This window comes from Salarchaeum japonicum (assembly GCF_049705945.1).
In the GTDB taxonomy this organism is placed as follows: Archaea; Halobacteriota; Halobacteria; order Halobacteriales; family Halobacteriaceae; genus Salarchaeum; species Salarchaeum japonicum_A.
Genome location: NZ_JBNAMV010000004.1, coordinates 874,709 through 889,808 on the forward strand (window position 1 = coordinate 874,709; position 15,100 = coordinate 889,808).

The window sequence follows — 15,100 nt, forward strand, 5'->3', positions numbered from 1 at the left end:
CCGTGCCAGTCGGTGTCGATGAAACCGGCGTAATCGGGTGACACAGGGGTTACTCACCGGGGCAGCGGCCGCCGCAACCACGCCGTTCTTCCGGCGTCCAGCCCACTCTCTCAGTATGTCTGAACAGACGAAGGCGGACTACATCGACGACGTGAGCGTGGACGAGGAGTGGGACGCCACGCCGAGCCAGAGCGAACTCGACGAGACCGTCGAGAGCCTCGAAGCGAGCGGGTTCGAGGTCGAAGTCGTGCCGGACGCCGAGGCCGCACTCGACTTCGTCACCGAGGAGATTCCCGCGGACGCGTCCGTGATGAACGGCCACTCCACGACCCTCGAAGAGATCGGGTTCACGGAGTACCTGAACGAGGGCGACCACGACTGGGAGAACCTCCACGCCGAGGTCTTCAGCATCGACGACGACCAGGCGCGCGCGAAGGCGCGCCGCGAAGCCCAGACCGCGGACTACTTCCTCGGGAGCGTGAACGCCATCGGCCGCGAGGACGGCACGCTCGTCGCCGCCGACCTCTCCGGCAGCCGCATCGGCGCGTACCCGTTCGCCGCGGGCCACGTCGTCACCGTCGCCGGCGTGAACAAAATCACGACGGACGAGGAGTCCGCCCGCGAGCGCCTGCAGGAGTACGCGTACGCGTTCGAGAACGAGCGCGCACAGGAAGCCTACGGCGTCGAAAGCTACCCGTCGAAGGAACTCGTCTTCCGCCAGGAGACCGTCGAGGGCCGCACGACCGTCGTCCTCGTCGAGGAGACGCTCGGCTACTAAATCGGCGAAATCTTTTGATCAACTGATCACCTACGCCGCCACATGACGTGGCGGCAGGTGGTTCGTCGGGAACTCGCGCGGTACAGAGAGCAGACCGGGAGTGACTTCGTCGACCGACAGGAGTTCCTCTCGTTCGCGCGCCCGGTGTTCGAGTCGGAGTACCCGGACGCGAGCACGCCGGGACAGACGTTCAGTCGGGTGATGCAGGACCTCCGAGACCGCGACGAGGTGGACTTCGTCGACGGCGCGGGCACCTATCGGATTCTCGACCTCGACGCGGACCGCGCACCGGAACGCGAAGGAGAGCGGGACAGCGGCCCCGAGTACACCGCGCGCGAGTACGAGACGACGGTGGGCGCGCGGTCGATGCCCGCGGCGTTCCGCGAGTACGTGCTCGACCAGTACGGCCGCCGGTGTCCCGTGTCCGCTGTCGACCACGACCGCCTCCTCGACGTGGCGCACGTCCTCTCGTGGGCGGACCACCCGGAGCGGCGAACCGACCCGGCGAACGTGCTTCCGTTGAGCAAAACCCACCACGCGGCGTTCGACGCGGGTCTGTTCACGCTCGACACCGACTACCGCCTCCGCATCGCGCCCGACTTCGAGACCGAGAGCGAGACGCTCACCCGGACGCTCGTCGAGCAATCCGCGGAACGCATCGACGTCGACGTCGCTCCCGAGTACCTCGACCGCCACAACGAAACGCTCGACTGGTGGTAGCTACGCGTACACGTGCCGCACGGCATCCGCGAGTTCGTTGACGCGCTGGCGATGTTCGAGTGGGTCTCGGATGCCGTTGGTGACGTAGGCGAAGGCGACGCCTGTTTCGGGGTCGGCCCAGGCGACGCTGCTGCCGAGGCCGCCGTGGCCGAAGACCGCGTCGGGGGCGAGCGTGCCGTACTTGTCGTGGGCGGTGCCGGCGCGGACGACGCCCAGTCCGTAGCGGCGGGGGACGCCGAGTGTAGGGTCGCGTTCGGTCTGGGCGTGGACGCGGGTGAGTGTGGCGACGGTGTCGGTGTCGAGGATGCGGTCGTCGCCGATGCGGCCGCCGTTGGCGAGGCAGGCGTAGAAGCGCGCCATGTCCGCGGCGGTACCGACGCCGCCGGCGGCGGGGATTTCGGCGCGGTGAATCGATTCGCGGTTGAACGTGGCGGCGGAGTCGCCGCGGTCGAGGCCGAGGCCGCTATCGGGAGTTCGACAGCGGTCGGGGTCGGCGAACCCGGTGAGGGTGGCGACGTCGTCGGGTTCGCTCTCGGGCAATCCGATGTGGGTGTCGTCCATCTCGATAGGTTCGAAGATGTGGTCGCGGGCGTACCTGCCGACGGAGCGACCGGTGACGCGGCGGACGAGTTCGCCGGCGAGGAACCCGAAGCTCACGGGGTGGTAGGCGGGTTCGCCGAGACCCTGCGGCGTGGCGTTTTCGAGGATGCTGACCGACGCGTCCCAGTCCGTCCAGGTATCCGGCTGACGGTCGAGGTCGGTGAGCGCGAGGCCGGCGCGGTGGGTGAGCACGTCCGCGACGGTCGTCTCCGCTTTCTCGGTACCCGGGTCGGCGTACTCGGGCCAGTACTCGGTGAGTGGGTCGTCGTACGCGAGGTCGCCCTCGTCGACGAGGTGGTGGACGCACGCGGCCGTGTAGGGTTTGGTGCAGGAGAACAGCACGAACTTCTGGTCGGGCGTGACGGGGTCGCCGTCGGGGCCGACCTCGCCGCCCGTGAGCGAGAGGACGCGGTCCTCGCCCCGGTAGACCGCGAGCTGCGCGCCGTGGTGGAGGCCCGCGTCGAGCTGCGCGGCGAACAGCTGTTCGATTCGGGCCGGACCGTCCGCGTCGAAGACCGACATACCGGAATGTGGCGTTCGGTCGACAAATACGTTCGGCCGTTCGGTGACCCGAACAGAGTAGTGACGGGAGCCGCAAGCCCCGGTATGGAGCGGTTGTACGTGTACGAGGGCGCGCTCGCCGCCATCGGGCTGTCGGTGGCCGTGCAGGCAGCGGTGTCGCTCGATGGCGGCGACCCATCGCTCGGAACGGTCCTGATGGTGGTGGGTGGTATCGGGGCCCTCGTCGGTGCGAGTTACGACGTGGTTCGGCGCGACCCCGCGACGTTCGACGCGTCCGCTGGCGCGGTGTTCGCGCTCGTTCTCGCCGCGGCGGTGAGTCTGCTCGGCGCGCTGTTGAACCTCGCGCTCTCCCTGTAACGTCTCCCAAGACCTATCTCGACACGGGGCCTACGCCGGAGTGATGTACGATTTCGCCGTCGTGGGCGTCGGGCCGCCGGGCGCGCGGTTCGCGCGACGGGCCGCCGAGGAAGGCTACGACGTGGTCGCGTTCGAGCGCGGCGAGATAGGGAAACCGCTCGCGTGCTCGGGGCACGTCAGCCTCGACGTCTGGGAGTACGTGCCGGAGTCGGCGCGCGAGGAGTTGTTCCAGAACGACATCTACGGCGCGCGATTCCACACGGGTGGCGCGCGCTCGGAGAGCCACGAGTTCTACACGGAGACGCCGATTTCGAACGCGGTGGACCGCGTTCAGTTGGACAAGACGCTCGCCGAGGCGGCGGGGGACGCGGGCGCGGACGTGCGGGACGGCCATACGGTGACGGCCGTCACGGAGCGCGCGGGACACGTCGAGCTGACGGTGAACGGCCCGGACGGCGTGTTCACGACCGAGGCGCGGATGGTCGCGGGCTGTGACGGCCCGCGCTCGCGCGTCCGCGACGAACTCGGCCTGCCCGAACCGGAGGAGTTCCTGCACGGCGTGCTCGCCTTCGACCCCGAGCCGGACGACCAGGACTTCGTGGACGTTCACCTCACCGTGCCGGGCTTTTTCGCGTGGCGCATCCCGCGCGGCCCGGGCGGCGTGGAGTACGGACTGGCGGCCGCGCCGTCCGCCGACGGCGACGTGGCGACGCGGTTCGACGACCTCGTTGAGGACTACGGCGTCGCGGAGCGCATCGAACACCGGTGTTCGGGGCTGATTCCGGTCGGGCCGCCCGACTCGGTGACGAGCACGCGCGGCTTCCTCGTCGGGGACGCGGCGGGGATGACGAAGCCGTTCACGGGCGGCGGCATCCTCTACGGGATGACCGCGGCCGACCACGCCGCGGCCACCATCGACCCAACGAATCCGCGGACGCTCGCTGACTACGAGCGGGCGTGGCGCGACGACCTCGAACGCGACATTCGGCTGGGGAAGCTCATCCGAATGGGGTACGACGCGCCGGAGGTCGTGCAGAAACTCGGGATGCGGTTGTTCGAGGGTGAAATCGGCGTGCACATGGACCGCCCGACGAGCGTGTTCTCGGTGGAGCAGGTGCGGTCGATGCTGCGCTAGTAGGTCGGGAGGCGGGCGGAGCGGTCGCTCCCCTCGACGAACGGCAGCGGTTCGAGTTCGCCGCGGATGTCGTCGACGGCGAGCGTCGCGTCCGCGGGCGTGTCGAAGTCGACGTACGCGAGGGCAAGGTGGGCGTCGAGCGTGTGGCTGTGCCGGACGCGCGTGAGTTCTCCCACGACGTCGCCGTCGTGGAGGACTTCAGCGCCTCCCTCCGTCGCGTCGTCCAGCCGAACGCCGACGAGGCGCTTGCTGGGGCGGCCGCGGTTCTCGACTTTCGACACGATTTCCTGGCCGACGTAGCAGCCCTTTTCGAAGTCGAGCGCGTTCCGGACGCCGGCGACGTTCGGGATTCGGTCGCGGAGTTCGTACTCGAAGAGCGGCGTACCGGCTTCGAGCGTGAGCGCCTCCCAGACGGTGCGGCCGAACGGCGCGGCGTTCAATCCCCGCGTGAGCAGCGTGTCGAACACGGTTTCGGCGTCCTCGGCGGCGCACACCACGTCGTATCCCTCCTCGCCCGCGAGCGCGTCCGTCCGCACGACCGTCACGCCCGCTTCGTTGATGCGGCCGCGGTCGAACGTGAGGCGGTCGTCGGGCGGCGTGCCGCCGTGCAGCACGCTCGCGACTTTCTCCGTGGACTTCGGGCCGTGCACGCCGAACACCGCGAAGTCGGTCGTGGCGTTCCGGATTTCCACGTCCTCGATGAAGACGTTCTCCCGCCACTCCTCGACGAGGTCGCCCGCGGTTTCGGGGGGCGTGAAGACGAGGAGTTTGTCGTCGGCGTTGTAGACGTACATGTCGGTGCGGACGCGGGCCTGCGCGTCGAGCAGGAGCGCGTAACAGCCCTCGCCGTCGGTCTCGGGGACGCGGTTCGAAACGGCGTTGTCGACGAAGTCGACGCGGTCGTCGCCCGTGACGACGAGCACGCCGTACGCCATCTCGGTCGCGCCCGCGGCGTTCCGGACGGCGCGCTGCGTGCGCTCGGGCCGGCCGTAGTCCTCGGGGAGGTCGCGGTCGCCGACCTCGACGAACGACGCCCCGTAGTCCTCGTGGAACTCCCGCAACACAGTCATATCTGAAGAACGGAGCCGCGGGCGGTTAAAGCCATAGAAAACGGCGTCAGAACGGAAGGCGGTCGAGCACGCGGTCGACCCAGGTCTCCTCGACCTCCTCGCGGGTGGGTTCGGCGCGCTCGGTGGCGGTGATGACGGTGCGGCCGTTCTCGGTCTCCGCCGCGATGAGGGAGTCAGATTTGAGCTCGGAGAGCGCGTCTTCGAGGGTGTCGATGTCCGCGTCGACGTGCGAGCGGAGTTCGAACACCGTCATCCCCTCGTCGCGGCCGACGAGCACGTCGAGTATCTCCGTCTGGGGGTTCTCTCGGTCGCGGTGTTCGCGCGCTGCCTGCATGGCGAGACGTACGCGTCGCCGGCCCTTAGCCGTGTTCCCCGGCGAGCGGTAGTCTTTTGTCGCTGGCTCGGATACGCGTTCGCCAATGGGACTCAGGTGTTCGCTGCTCGGCCACGACTTCGGGGAGCCCGATGTCGAACGCGAGCGCGAAGAACGCGGAAACGAGGTTATCGAAACCGTTCGCGAGGTCAAGGTCTGCGAACGGTGTGGGTCGGAGTCGGTCGTGAGCGAGAACACCGAGGTCCGCTCCATCAAGCCCGACCCGCGGGCGGAACGCGACTCCGCGGACGCCGAGGAATCCGAGGCGGCGAGCGCGACGACGGACGCGTCCGCGTCGCCCGCTCCCGACCTCGAAGCCGCCGTGACGCGCGTCTCCGATGGCGAGAACGCCGCGGACGCCGCTCCGGCGTCCACGGACAGCCCGTCTGCGGGAGCCAGTACGGGGGAGTTCGAGGACGTGTCCGCGGCGGAAGACGACGGCGTCATCCTCTCCGACGACGAGGACGAAGAGGCGGTGCCGGCGGACCGCGAACCCGGTCAGTGGCCGGACGCGGACGACACCCGGCAGGACGAACGCGACATCACGGAAGCGGGTGCTGGAGAAGAGGCCGAGAACGCGATGGGCGAGCGTGACGAGAGCGCGGAAGTCCTCGACGCCGACGCGGAGGGCGGCACCGAGACTGGGGGCTCGGACACAGCAGAGCCAGTGGACTCGGCGGACGCGAGCGCCGAGAGCGAGCACGACCCGTGGCCGGACGTGGACGGCGATGACGAGGGGTTCGACGCGAAACCGGGGACGGGCGGCGGCGTCGACCTCGACGGGAGCGGACAGGCCGCGGCACAGGCCGAACCCGCGGACGGGGAGGAGGACGTGGAGTACGTCGAAGCCGGGTTCGAGTCCACGGGCAGCATCGACCCCGAGCGCGCCGCGGACGCGGACGGCAGTGAACTCGTCTGCCCGCAGTGCGGGCATCGGACGGCGGTGAGCGGGTCGTCGCTGCGCGCGGGCGACATCTGTCCCGAGTGCCGGAAGGGCTACCTCGCGGAGCAGTAGGACACGAAGGGGTTATAGTTCCGCCGCGGCTTCTCCCGTCCATGAAGGAGTACAAGATGCGGCGGGGAGAGCACCTCGAAGACCGAGTTCCCGACCTGAAGGGGAAAGTCGAGGAGTACTTCGGAGACATCACCGCCACGGAGGAGTACAAGGGCAGCGACCTCTTCGTCGTCGAAGACCCCGACAATCCCGTGTTCAAGCGCATCGTCGCGGGCGCCGTCGAGTACTCGGGGAAGAAGGACAAGCTCGGCGTGGACTTCGTGGAGCGCGACGCCGCGGACGTCATTGCGGAGGGGAACGCGGACGCCGCGCAGGATGCCGTGAGCGCGAAGAACGACTTCCTCAAGGAAGTGACCGGCCGGGACGCGAAGTCCCGCCGCGACTCGATGAAGCGCTCCGTCGAAGACGACGCGGACAAGCCGGACGGCGTCTCGTAATCCGCGTTATCGGTTGAGTTTTTCGCGGCTGACGGAGATACCGGAGGGCGTGACGATGAGTTGGTCGTCGCCCTTCTGGACGATGTCGCCGCCGACCTCCTGGGCGACCTGGCGGAGTTCGTCGATGACGTGGTCGACCATCTTGTCCTCGGTGCGGAGGCGCGTGATGTCCGCGATGACGACGTCGCCGTCGTAGACCGCGTCCTTGATGGCGATGACGTCCTCTTGACCGTCGATTTCGGCGATGTGGACGCTCTTGCGTGCGTTGCCGGCGCTCGTTTCGAAGTCGCCGACGTCGAGTTCGACGTAGTCCTCGGTCGAGTTCCCGCCCGCGCCGAGGATTTTATCCATGAATCCCATACCATAGTCCTCCCGAGGCGCCTCAATAGAGTTTACGGAGGCGGGTCTGCCGGTTCACGGACCTTTACGCGGGACGCCCGACTCTCATTTCGGTATGACGTTCAGTATCTGCGTGCGAGAGGAGTACGAGGACGACGACGGCGACACCCAGCACCGGTTCGGGGTTGCGGTGACGACGCGGCTGCCGGGCGTGGGGACGCTGTGTCCGTTCGTCTCCAAACACGGGGCGGTGGCGACGCAGAGCCTCGTGAACGTCGAACTCGGCCGGAAGGGCGTCGAATACCTCGGGGACGGACTGGCGGTCGAGGACGCGCTGGACGCGCTGTTGAACGCGGACGACGGGAAGCCGGAGCGCCAGCTTCACGGCGTCGACGCTGACGGGGAGTTCGCGTTCTCGGGCGCGGAGTGCGGGGAGTGGTTCGGCGACCTCGTCGGGGAGAACTACACGGTCGCGGGGAACCTCCTCACGGGCGAATCCGTCATCGAGGAGACCGCGGCCGCCTACGAGGAGAGCGACCGCGACGAACCGCTCGCGAAGCGCCTCATCGACGCGCTCGGCGCGGGGCAGGCCGAGGGCGGGGACAAGCGCGAAGACCTCGAAGTGCAGTCCGCGGCCGTGAAGGTGGCGACGACGGAGGACCGCGAGTTCGACCCGTACTACGACGACCTGCGGGTGGACGCGACGACGGAGCCGGTGCAGGACCTCCGGGAGACGTTCCGCCTCGCGAGCGAGGGCCAGGAGACGGCGCTCGAAAAGTACGCAGAGGACGCTGAAGACGCTGAGGACGGGGACGCAGACGAAAACGCGGATGCAGACGAAAACGCGGACGCAAACGAAGACGCGAGCGGGAGCGCCGACGCGGGGAGCGCGGAGTAGTTAGGCGCTACGGACGCGGCTGGCTCGTGAGTCGCCACAGACGGTGCACTCGGTGACACGGTAGGGTTCGCGGGAGTACGCACAGTTCTCGCCGTCCGGGCGTTCCTGGCGGACTTCGATGGTGACCACGTGTTGCGTGGTGGCTTCGCAGATGGGACAGGGTTCGTCGCGGCGTGACTGGTCGCGAACCATCGTGCTTCGGCTGGGAGTACAGCGACCGACCGCATATAATTTTCTCCGAAATAGTCAGGGAACGAACTCGTAGAGGTCGTCGCCGACGTGGTGAATGGACTCAACGACCTTCCCGGAGTCCCCGGTCATCTCGCTCCCATCGACGAGCGCGCGGCCGACCGCGAGCGCCTTCCCGTGCGTCTCCTCCACGATGACGACGAGGTCGCCCTCGCTGATGGAGTCGGTCGCGTCGACGATACCGGGCCGCATCACGTCCGCACCGCCGCTCACGAACGAGATAGCGCCCGCGTCCACCGTGACCGTTCCCGTCTCGGGGTTCGTTTCGTTCGCGCCGCGCACGGTAACGAACGGTTCGTCGTCGATGTAGCACGCGAGCGGTTCGCCGTCCACGAGGATGAGGTCGAACTCGGAGTCCGTGAGTTCCACGAGTTCGTAGGTGTCCGCGTCGAACGACACCCCGAGCGTGTCCTCGAGGTTGTCGTTCAGGCGCGACACTTCGTCGCTCCGCAAGTGGTGGCGCGAAGAGATCTCCATACCCCTTGATGGGTGGGCTCACCGCTTAAAACGTCCGTCTCACGATGTCGTGTCGGCGTGCGGAGGGCGACACCACTAACTACGGGACTCACGTATTCCGGGGTATGTCAGACGAGCAGGCCGCGGCGGGCACCCCGGACGGACAGGGGCCCGTGCGCGTCCCCCAGGACCTCGCGGACCGACTCGAATCGAAGCGCGAGGACCTCTTCGAGAAGTTCGGTATCGAGGACGCGTTCCCGCCCGAGGTCGTCGAGGAAGCGGAAGCGCGCACGGAGGGCGTCCAGCAAGAGATTCAGGACGAACTCGGCGAGCGCGAAGACCTCCGGGAGATGACGACGTGGACGACCGATCCCGTCGACGCGCAGGACTTCGACGACGCGATCAGCGTCGAGGAGCGCGAGGACGAGTACGTGCTCTGGGTGCACATCGCGGACGTGACTCACTACGTCACGCCGGACACGGAGATGTGGGAGTCCGCGGTGACGCGCGCGAACACCGTCTACCTCCCCGGGTACACGGTCCACATGCTGCCGCCCGTGCTCGCGGAGACTGTGTGTTCGCTCGTCCCGAACGAGGACCGGCTCGCGCACACGGTCGAGATGCACCTCGACAAGGAGACGCTGGGGTACGAGACCATCGACATCTACAAGTCCGTCATCCACTCGGACGAACGCCTCACGTACACGCAGGCCGAGGACCGCCTCGACGACCCGGAGAGTCCGCTGCACGACGAGATTTCGCTCGTGTTCGACCTCGCGGACCAGATGCACGAACAGCGCAAGGAGGACGGCTCGCTCGTGCTGAACCCGCGGCGGGACCGCGCGCACACCATCATCGAGGAGAGCATGCTGAAGGCGAACAAGGCGGTCACGCACGAGCTCATGTGGTCGCGTGGCGTTGAAGCCGTCTACCGCGTCCACCCCCAGCCGAGTCCCGACGAGTGGGGCGACGCGCTCCGCGAGATTCAGGAACTCGACGGCGTCTCCGTTCCCGGAGACTCCTGGGACGACCCGCGGAAGGCCGTGAACGCGACGCTGGAGCAAGCGCCCGACCGCCAACTCGGGAAGATTCAGTGGGCGGTGATGAAGGTGATGCCGCGCGCGAAGTACATGAACGACCCCTTCGGCGGCCATCACGCGCTGAACTTCGAAATCTACGGCCACTTCACGAGCCCGATTCGGCGGATGAGCGACCTCGTGAACCACTGGATCGTCTACCAGAACGACGTGCCGGAGACGCTCATCGAACTCTGCGACCACGCGAGCGAGAAACAGAAGGACGGCGAACAGTGCGAACGCGAGTACAAGCAGTTCCTCGAGGAGGTCGGCCTCGACCCGAACGCCGTGAACAACCGCGGTATCGAGGTCGCGGACGTCGACGACATCGAGTACTGATAAACCTGCCTCGATGAACAGCCCTGAGAACTACTAAGTAGGGGGAGCGCAGACAGACGGCACACGATGGATTCTGCCGGGGACGACACGACGCCGTACCGCGTCCTCGTCGTCGACGACGACGAAGAGGTCGCCGCAACGATCAGTCTCTACCTCGAAGACGGCACGAACCTCGAAACCGTCATCGAGACGAGCGCTGCGGACGCACTCGACCGCCTCGAAGAATCGACTGTTCACTGCGTTATCTCCGACTACCAGATGCCGCACGCCACCGGCATCGACCTCCTCGAAGACATCCGCGAAGACTACCCCGCGCTCCCCTTCCTCCTGTTCACCGCGCGTGGCAGCGAACTCGTCGCGAGCAAAGCCATCTCCGCGGGCGCGACCGATTACCTCCCGAAGGGCAGTCCCGAGAAGTACGACTTGCTCGCGAACCGCACCCAGAACGCCATCGAACAGGCCGAAGCGCGCGCCGACCTCGAACGCGCGAAAGCCCGGTTCGACGCGCTCGTGAAGAACACCGAGTACACCGTCATCACCATCGACGAGACTAGTCACATCGAGTACGTGAACGACGCCGTCGAGGACCTTCTCGGCTACACTCCCAGCGACCTCGACGGCGAACGCCTCGACACCATCATTCCGGACCGCCTCGCCGACGACCACGAGACCGCCGTCGAGTCCTACCTCGAAACCGGCGAGACGCACGTGGACTGGAACGGCACCGAGTTCCCCGCGGTACACGCTGACGGCACCGAACGCACCGTCGAAATCGCGTTCGACGAGTACGAAACCCGGAGCGACGGTCTCCTCTTCACGGGTGTCATGCGACCCGTCGACGACTAACGACGGGGAATAATCCGAAACGACCGCGAACGCGGCGTGTTAGTTACCCCGTGTGTGCCGGACAGCACAGAGGTAATGTCAACGTACTCGGCGAATGCTTTTAAGCAAGTAGAAGCCCACTTGATAGGTACGCACGCAGGGTGCCGAAAGAAAGCGGCCTCCCAACCGCTACTAGCGCGTCAGCCGCTATGGCGTTGCCGGCCATCCAGAGTGCAAGCAACCAATGAAACTCACCATCCCATCCCTCGAAGCGGACGACGACCGGGCCGTCAGCCCCGTCATCGGGGTTATCCTGATGGTCGCCATCACAGTAATTCTCGCGGCGGTCATCGGCGCGTTCGTCCTCAACCTCGGCAACGACATCCAGAACACCGCACCCACGGCCAGCATCGGAGCCTCTGACGCCGGCGGCCAACTCAACTCAAGCACGGTTGACACCGTCCTGTACGTCAATCACCAGCAGGGCGATTCCATCAAGCAGTCCAACCTCCGCCTCACAGTAACCAACGAATCCGGCGCGCAGATCGCGGACATCAACTGGAACAGTAGTGACGAAGACTGGGAAACAACCGGGAATCTGAACATATCGAGCACGCTCGCGGACAGCTCATTCGACGCCGGTGACCAGCTCACAATCAGTGAAGTAGAGAACGATTCGGTGACCGCAGGCGACTTCACCGTACAGGTCATCGACACTGAATCCGGTTCGACCGTCTCGACCGCGACTGTCGCCGTCGAGTAACCCCCTGGACCCATTCTTTTTTCGACGAGCGCGATTCCACTGAGCGGCTGAAGCGAAGCGAAAGGAAGTGAAGTGGACTCGCTGGGATTTGAACCCAGGGCCTCTTCCTTGCGAAGGAAGCGATCTACCACTGATCTACGAGCCCGCATCCGATTGAAGTCGACCGATGTATTTCAGGCTTCTGTTTCCAGTACGGCGGCGCGTGGAGCGGCTGGGGACGCAACCTCGTCCGCGTCGTTCCGGGTCACGTCGAGCCGTGGACGTCCACCTCCCACATGCCGGTGTTGGTGAGGAAGTCAATGTCGACGGTGTACGCGATTTCGTCGTCGGTGGCGTACTCTCGCTGGGGCGTCCGCAGTACTCGGTTCCGCCAGGACGTGTTGGTGTGGAACGGGGACGTGTCGAAGTGGGTATCGTCGTCGAACGTGACGCCGAAGAACAAGCACAGTCCGTCCATCACGCCGGCTCGGTCGACGCGGCGGGACGCAGTCAGCTCCGACGAGAGGGCGTCCCCGTTCTCCATGTCATTGAGGTCGAACGAGAGTATCGGCTCTGGCGTCGAGAGGAAGCCGTCGACGGCCGACGCGTCGGCGAACCGGCGTTCGTAGCCCGTGGACTTGTACGGGTCCAACAGTGGATGGTTTTCGAGCACGCCGAAGTCGACGCCCGCGACCGACAGCTCGTGAATGAACGGGAAGCGTTCGTCGTCCGTCAACGTGACTGGTTCGAGGAACAGTTCGAAGCGCCCGGGGAGAATCCGCGCGTCGTCGGCGAGGCACCGTTCTTTGAAGTCCAGGACGTTCTCGACGAGGTTCTCGTTGAATAGGTCGTCACCCATCTGCTCGTGGAGGAGGATGTCGACTGGCTCCGGGCACGAGAAATCCTTGCTGTGGACCTGTCGGAAGTCGATGTCCGTCACGTCGTTGTGTTCGGCGACCAGTTCCGCGACCTCAATGAACTCCGAGTGGTCGATGGCGTAGACGGTCGCGCCCTCGCGTGCCGCCAGTATCGCCAAGATACCGGTGCCGGTTCCGAGGTCAACGACCACGTCGTCAGACGACACGTGCCGGTGGATAGCCGCGGCGTAGTTGTCGATGCGGATGGAGTCGGCCAGCATCTTCTCGTGCTCGTAGAGGTCACTGAACTCCCCGGCGTTCACGACATCGTACACGAGACTGTACAGCGTCTCGCTGGACTTCGCTCGCGTCTTCGCCTGGTCGAACGTCCGCCTGAGTCGTTGCGGTAGCATTACCGGGACCGTACCGGACCGGCGACAATGTTATAGACCGCCTATCGGCCGCTGTGGGCCGTCGACGGCCGTGAACGGCTTCGGCGTGCGAGCACCGCCGCTACGCGAGTCGAATAACGGAGAGAGTAGAGTCGCGTGAGAGCCGCTCAGTGAGAAGCGCTCCGCGCTTCTCGGCTCGCGGGCGACGCCCGCTTGCTAGGTTAGTCAGCCCGAAGGGCTGACTCTGCCTCACGGCGTTGCCGTTTGGCTGTTCAGAAGCGCGGAGCGCTTCTTAGTCTTCCAGAACGATTTCGATACTGACGTCGTTCGGGACCTGGATTCGCATGAGCTGTCGGAGCGCGCGTTCGTCCGCGTCGATGTCGATAAGACGCTTGTGGACGCGCATCTCCCAGTGTTCCCACGTCGCCGTCCCTTCACCGTCGGGGGACTTTCGCGAGGGGACTTCGAGAGTTTTTGTGGGGAGCGGAACCGGCCCGCTGAGGTTAACGCCGGTTTTCTCCGCGATCTCTCGGACATCAGCGCAGATGTCGTCGAGGTCGTCGGGACTGACACCGGCGAGGCGAACGCGTGCCTGTTGCATGCGTTAGTTAGGCCTCGTTGACGTCGAGGACCTTGCCGGCCGCGATGGTCTGACCCATGTCGCGGACCGCGAAGGAGCCGAGTTCCGGAATCTCGGAGGACGGCTCGATGCTGAGGGGCTTCTGCGGGCGGACGGTGACGACCGCGGCGTCGCCGGACTGGATGAAGTCCGGGTTCTCCTCGGCGACCTCGCCGCTCGCGGGGTCCATCTTCTTGTCGATGGATTCGATGGTACACGCGACCTGCGCCGTGTGGGCGTGGAAGACGGGCGTGTAGCCGGCCGTGATGACGGACGGGTGCTGCATCACGACGACCTGCGCCGTGAACGTCTCCGCGACCGTCGGCGGTTCGTCGGCGGGACCACAGACGTCACCGCGACGGATGTCGTCCTTGCCGATGCCGCGCACGTTGAATCCGACGTTGTCACCGGGCTCGGCGCTCGGGACTTCCTCGTGGTGCATCTCGATGGTCTTGACCTCGCCACCGACATCAGACGGCTGGAAGCTGACGTTGTCGCCCGTGTTCATCGTTCCAGTCTCGATACGTCCGACAGGGACGGTACCGATGCCGGAGATGGTGTAGACGTCCTGAATCGGGAGGCGCAGCGGCGCGTCCGTCGGCGGCTGCGGCTCCGGCAGGCTGTTGAGGGCCTCGAGGAGCGTTTCGCCGTCGTACCACGGCGTGTTCTCGGAGGCTTCCGAGACGTTGTCGCCCTCGAAGGCGGACGTCGGGATGAAGGAGGCGTCGTCCGTGTTGAACTGGACCTGCTTGAAGAGGTCTTTCACGTCGGAGACGACCTGCTTGTAGGTGGCTTCCTCGTAGTCGACGACGTCCATCTTGTTGACGGCGACGATGAGTTCGTCGATACCGAGGGTGCGCGCGAGGAAGACGTGCTCGCGGGTCTGGGGCGCGACACCGTCGTCGGCGGCGACGACGAGAACGGCGTTGTCGGCCTGGGACGCGCCCGTGATCATGTTCTTCACGAAGTCGCGGTGGCCCGGACAGTCGACGATAGTGAAGTAGTAATCGTCGGTGTCGAACTCCTGGTGGGCGATGTCGATGGTGACACCGCGCTCACGCTCTTCCGCGAGGTTGTCCATGACGTAGGCGAACTCGAATCCGCCCTTGCCCTTCTCCTCGGCTTCTTCCTTGTGCTGTTCGATGACGTGCTCGGGCACGCTCCCCGTTTCGTAGAGGAGTCGGCCGACCATCGTGCTCTTTCCGTGGTCAACGTGGCCGATGACGGCCAGGTTCTGGTGCGGTTTGTCGCTCATGGTCAGGATTCGCGCGTAAGTGCGCTCTGTGCGTTTTATTCGCCTG

At 66.1% G+C, this 15,100-nt stretch carries 19 protein-coding genes and 1 tRNA gene; 10 read left to right on the top strand and 10 right to left on the bottom strand.

Annotated elements, in window-relative coordinates:
- Window positions 1-115 precede the first annotated feature (115 nt).
- Together ACOZ4O_RS06380 and ACOZ4O_RS06385 are read left to right on the top strand one after the other, a co-directional pair.
- Window positions 116-778: a lactate utilization protein gene (locus tag ACOZ4O_RS06380; protein WP_424524477.1), complete on the top strand. Its 663-nt coding sequence runs from the start codon at window positions 116-118 to the stop codon at window positions 776-778.
- Window positions 779-820: 42 nt separating this feature from the next.
- On the top strand, window positions 821-1,498 hold the full coding sequence (locus ACOZ4O_RS06385) for an HNH endonuclease (RefSeq protein WP_424524478.1): 678 nt from the start codon (window positions 821-823) through the stop codon (window positions 1,496-1,498).
- Here ACOZ4O_RS06385 and ACOZ4O_RS06390 read toward each other — a convergent pair whose 3' ends face one another.
- Window positions 1,499-2,620: a serine hydrolase domain-containing protein gene (locus ACOZ4O_RS06390; protein WP_424524479.1), complete on the bottom strand. Its 1,122-nt coding sequence runs from the start codon at window positions 2,618-2,620 to the stop codon at window positions 1,499-1,501.
- A gap of 84 nt (window positions 2,621-2,704) precedes the next feature.
- Here ACOZ4O_RS06390 and ACOZ4O_RS06395 point away from each other — a divergent pair, with 84 nt between their 5' ends.
- Together ACOZ4O_RS06395 and ACOZ4O_RS06400 are read left to right on the top strand one after the other, a co-directional pair.
- On the top strand, window positions 2,705-2,977 hold the full coding sequence (locus ACOZ4O_RS06395) for a hypothetical protein (protein WP_424524480.1): 273 nt from the start codon (window positions 2,705-2,707) through the stop codon (window positions 2,975-2,977).
- Between the two features lie 43 nt (window positions 2,978-3,020).
- On the top strand, window positions 3,021-4,112 hold the full coding sequence (locus ACOZ4O_RS06400; protein ID WP_424524481.1) for a geranylgeranyl reductase family protein: 1,092 nt from the start codon (window positions 3,021-3,023) through the stop codon (window positions 4,110-4,112).
- Here ACOZ4O_RS06400 and ACOZ4O_RS06405 read toward each other — a convergent pair.
- Together ACOZ4O_RS06405 and ACOZ4O_RS06410 are read right to left on the bottom strand one after the other, a co-directional pair.
- Window positions 4,109-5,182, bottom strand: coding sequence for an aminomethyltransferase family protein (locus ACOZ4O_RS06405; protein ID WP_424524482.1), 1,074 nt, complete (start codon window positions 5,180-5,182; stop codon window positions 4,109-4,111). The two genes, ACOZ4O_RS06400 and ACOZ4O_RS06405, sit on opposite strands and share 4 nt — an antisense overlap.
- Before the next feature lie 46 nt (window positions 5,183-5,228).
- Complete coding sequence (locus tag ACOZ4O_RS06410; protein ID WP_424524483.1) at window positions 5,229-5,516, bottom strand: DUF6432 family protein; 288 nt, start codon at window positions 5,514-5,516, stop codon at window positions 5,229-5,231.
- A gap of 85 nt (window positions 5,517-5,601) precedes the next feature.
- On the opposite strand from ACOZ4O_RS06410, the gene ACOZ4O_RS06415 reads away from it, so the two are divergent.
- A complete protein-coding gene (locus ACOZ4O_RS06415; protein WP_424524484.1) occupies window positions 5,602-6,570 on the top strand; it encodes a DUF7093 family protein in 969 nt (322 codons plus the stop codon).
- A gap of 41 nt (window positions 6,571-6,611) precedes the next feature.
- A complete protein-coding gene (locus ACOZ4O_RS06420) occupies window positions 6,612-7,007 on the top strand; it encodes a DUF5611 family protein (protein ID WP_424524485.1) in 396 nt (131 codons plus the stop codon).
- A gap of 6 nt (window positions 7,008-7,013) precedes the next feature.
- Here ACOZ4O_RS06420 and ACOZ4O_RS06425 read toward each other — a convergent pair whose 3' ends face one another.
- Window positions 7,014-7,367 (bottom strand): cell division protein SepF, encoded by a 354-nt coding sequence (locus ACOZ4O_RS06425; protein ID WP_424524486.1) that lies wholly within the window; start codon window positions 7,365-7,367, stop codon window positions 7,014-7,016.
- A 94-nt stretch (window positions 7,368-7,461) separates the two neighbouring features.
- On the opposite strand from ACOZ4O_RS06425, the gene ACOZ4O_RS06430 reads away from it, so the two are divergent.
- Window positions 7,462-8,244, top strand: coding sequence for a DUF1028 domain-containing protein (locus tag ACOZ4O_RS06430; protein WP_424524487.1), 783 nt, complete (start codon window positions 7,462-7,464; stop codon window positions 8,242-8,244).
- Here the strand turns inward: ACOZ4O_RS06430 and ACOZ4O_RS06435 are convergent, their stop codons facing one another.
- Window positions 8,245-8,436 (bottom strand): hypothetical protein, encoded by a 192-nt coding sequence (locus tag ACOZ4O_RS06435; RefSeq protein ID WP_424524488.1) that lies wholly within the window; start codon window positions 8,434-8,436, stop codon window positions 8,245-8,247.
- Window positions 8,437-8,490: 54 nt separating this feature from the next.
- Window positions 8,491-8,970, bottom strand: coding sequence for an RNA-binding protein (locus tag ACOZ4O_RS06440; RefSeq protein WP_424524489.1), 480 nt, complete (start codon window positions 8,968-8,970; stop codon window positions 8,491-8,493).
- A gap of 104 nt (window positions 8,971-9,074) precedes the next feature.
- On the opposite strand from ACOZ4O_RS06440, the gene ACOZ4O_RS06445 reads away from it, so the two are divergent.
- From ACOZ4O_RS06445 to ACOZ4O_RS06455, 3 genes are all read left to right on the top strand, one after another.
- A complete protein-coding gene (locus tag ACOZ4O_RS06445; protein WP_424524490.1) occupies window positions 9,075-10,364 on the top strand; it encodes an RNB domain-containing ribonuclease in 1,290 nt (429 codons plus the stop codon).
- 66 nt (window positions 10,365-10,430) lie between these two features.
- Window positions 10,431-11,210 carry a response regulator gene (locus ACOZ4O_RS06450; protein WP_424524491.1) on the top strand — a complete coding sequence of 260 codons (780 nt, stop codon included), beginning with the start codon at window positions 10,431-10,433 and terminating at the stop codon, window positions 11,208-11,210.
- A gap of 223 nt (window positions 11,211-11,433) precedes the next feature.
- Window positions 11,434-11,952 carry a type IV pilin gene (locus tag ACOZ4O_RS06455; RefSeq protein ID WP_424524492.1) on the top strand — a complete coding sequence of 173 codons (519 nt, stop codon included), beginning with the start codon at window positions 11,434-11,436 and terminating at the stop codon, window positions 11,950-11,952.
- A 73-nt stretch (window positions 11,953-12,025) separates the two neighbouring features.
- Here the strand turns inward: ACOZ4O_RS06455 and ACOZ4O_RS06460 are convergent.
- From ACOZ4O_RS06460 to tuf, 4 genes are all read right to left on the bottom strand, one after another.
- Window positions 12,026-12,097, bottom strand: a tRNA-Ala gene (locus ACOZ4O_RS06460).
- A gap of 99 nt (window positions 12,098-12,196) precedes the next feature.
- Complete coding sequence (locus ACOZ4O_RS06465; RefSeq protein ID WP_424524493.1) at window positions 12,197-13,201, bottom strand: methyltransferase domain-containing protein; 1,005 nt, start codon at window positions 13,199-13,201, stop codon at window positions 12,197-12,199.
- A 271-nt stretch (window positions 13,202-13,472) separates the two neighbouring features.
- Window positions 13,473-13,781: a 30S ribosomal protein S10 gene (gene rpsJ, locus ACOZ4O_RS06470; protein WP_424524494.1), complete on the bottom strand. Its 309-nt coding sequence runs from the start codon at window positions 13,779-13,781 to the stop codon at window positions 13,473-13,475.
- A gap of 7 nt (window positions 13,782-13,788) precedes the next feature.
- Window positions 13,789-15,054, bottom strand: coding sequence for a translation elongation factor EF-1 subunit alpha (tuf, locus tag ACOZ4O_RS06475; RefSeq protein ID WP_424524495.1), 1,266 nt, complete (start codon window positions 15,052-15,054; stop codon window positions 13,789-13,791).
- Window positions 15,055-15,100 lie beyond the last annotated feature (46 nt).